Origin of the sequence: Micromonospora maritima (assembly GCF_902825405.1) — a bacterium.
In the GTDB taxonomy this organism is placed as follows: Bacteria; Actinomycetota; Actinomycetes; order Mycobacteriales; family Micromonosporaceae; genus Micromonospora; species Micromonospora maritima.
In genome coordinates this window covers 1-2,328 of the sequence record NZ_CADEAU010000695.1, presented here as the reverse complement: position 1 = coordinate 2,328, position 2,328 = coordinate 1, and the positions used below count along the sequence as shown (strand labels likewise).

Sequence of the window (2,328 nt, the reverse complement as noted above, 5' to 3'; positions counted from 1 at the left end):
GTCGGCGCGGCGGGTTGGCCGCGGCGGCCCTGTTCGTCGCGGTGCTGCCGGCGAACGCGCAGATGGCCTGGGACTGGCGCCGACGCCGGCCGGCGCGGCGGGCGATCGCCTACGGCCGGGTGCCGATGCAGGCCCCGCTGATCTGGTGGGCGCTGCGGGTCGCCCGGTCATAACACCCCGGTTATTGACCAACCGGGGTGTTACCCCCGGCCGCCGACCCTGCTCTCCTGAGTGGACATTCATGTCCATCGTTCAGCAGGAGGGTGCCATGTTGCGGAGACTCACCGTCGCGGTCGCGGCGGCGCTCAGTCTGACGCTGCCGGCGACCGGCGTCCACGCCGCCGGCGCGGCGTCGGCCGGGGCGGGCTCGTCCGGCGGGGCTTGTTCGAGGATGGTGTGGGCGTTGGTGCCGGACACGCCGAACGAGGAGATCGCCGCGCGGCGCGGCCGGTCCACCGCCGGCCACGCGGTGGCGCCGGTGACAAGCGTGACCGCGCCGGCGTCCCAGTCGACCTGCGAGGTCGGCGCGTCCACGTGCAGCGTGGGCGGCACCACGCCGTGCGCCATCGCCTGCACCATCTTGATCACCCCGGCGACGCCGGCGGCGGCCTGGGTGTGACCGAGGTTCGACTTGACCGAGCCGAGCAGCAGCGGCGCCGCGTCGCCCCGGTCCTGCCCGTACGTGGCCAGCAGCGCCTGCGCCTCGATCGGGTCGCCGAGCCGGGTGCCGGTGCCGTGCGCCTCCACCACGTCCACGCCCCCGGCGGCGAGGCCGGCGTTGGACAGCGCCTGCTGGATCACCCGCTGCTGGGCCGGGCCGTTCGGGGCGCTGAGCCCGTTGGACGCCCCGTCGGAGTTGACCGCGCTGCCGCGAAGCACGGCGAGGATCCGGCGACCGTTGCGGCGGGCGTCGCTCAGCCGTTCCAGCAGCAGCACACCCACGCCCTCGGACCAGCCGGTGCCGTCGGCGGCCTCGGCGAACGCCTTGCACCGCCCGTCCGCGGCCAGGCCACCCTGGCGGGAGAACTCGACGAACGCGCCAGGGGTGCACATGGCGGTGACGCCGGCGACCACGGCGAGCGTGCACTCCCGCTGCCGCAGCGCCTGCCCGGCCAGGTGCATCGCGACCAGCGACGAGGAGCAGGCGGTGTCGACGGTGATGGCGGGACCTTCCAGGCCGAACGTGTAGGCGAGCCGGCCGGACACCACGCTGCCGGCGTTGCCGGTCATCAGGTGCCCCTCCAGGCCCTGCGCGGCGGCGCTCATCAGCACGGTGCCGTAGTCCTGGCCGGTGCTGCCGGCGAACACGCCGGTGCGGCTGCCGCGCAGCGTGTGCGGGTCGATGCCGGCCCGTTCGAAGACCTCCCAGGTGGTCTCCAGCAGCCACCGCTGCTGCGGGTCCATCGCCAGGGCCTCGCGGGGCGAGATGGCGAAGAATCCGGGGTCGAAGCCGGCGAGGTCGTCGACGAAGCCGCCCCGGCGCGCGTACGAGGTGCCGTTCTGCTCCGGGTCGCCGTCGTGCAGCGCGCCGAGGTCCCAGCCCCGGTCGGTGGGGAACTCGGTGAGCACGTCCCGGCCGGCGGCGACCACCTCCCACAGCCGCTCGGGGGTGTCGATGCCGCCGGGGAAGCGGCAGCTCATGCCGACGATGGCGACCGGTTCCTGCTCGCCGGCCTCCACCTCGCGCAGCCGCTGCCGCACCTGGTGCAGGTCAGCGGTGACCCGCTTGAGGTAGTCGAGAAGCTTCGCCTCGTCAGCCATGGTCCGCCCATCCCCTGTGTCGACCCGAACCGGCACCGGTCACGTCAGGACACCCCCAGCTCGCGGTCGATGAAGTCGAAGACCTCGTCCGGGGTGGCGTCCTGGAGCTTCCCGGCGACACCGTCGCCGTCGCCCGGGGCGTCCACCTCGTTGAGCGAGGCCAGCAGTGTGCGCAGTCGTTCGGTGATCCGCAGCCGGGCGCCCCGGTCGGGCGCGGCGCCGGCCAGCGCCGCCTCCAGCCGTTCCAGCTCGCCGAAGACCGGCGTCGCGGCGGCCACTCCCCCGTCCACGACGGCGGCGCGCACGTACTCGGCGAGCAGCGCGGCGGTCGGGTAGTCGAACACGACGGTGGCGGGCAGCCGTACGCCGGTGGCGGCGGTGAGCCGGTTGCGCAGCTCCACGGCGGTCAACGAGTCGAAGCCGAGTTCCCGGAACGCCCGGTCCGGTTCGACGGCGGCGTCGGAGGCGTGTCCGAGCACCGCCGCGGCCTGCCCGCGGACCAGCTCCAGCAGCGTCCGACGCCGCTCGGCGTCGGTCTGCCCGGCGAGCTGCGCGGCGAGCGACTCG

General features: G+C 74.7%; 1 protein-coding gene and 1 pseudogene. Both read right to left on the bottom strand.

Annotation, left to right across the window (positions count from 1 at the left end; translation table 11 throughout):
- Positions 1 to 252: 252 nt before the first annotated feature.
- Positions 253 to 1,761 (bottom strand): annotated as a pseudogene (locus HUW36_RS31170) (type I polyketide synthase); the annotation flags it as partial.
- 44 nt (positions 1,762 to 1,805) lie between these two features.
- Positions 1,806 to 2,328: acyl carrier protein (locus tag HUW36_RS31165; protein WP_174531355.1), on the bottom strand; the 523-nt coding region annotated here is incomplete at its 5' end.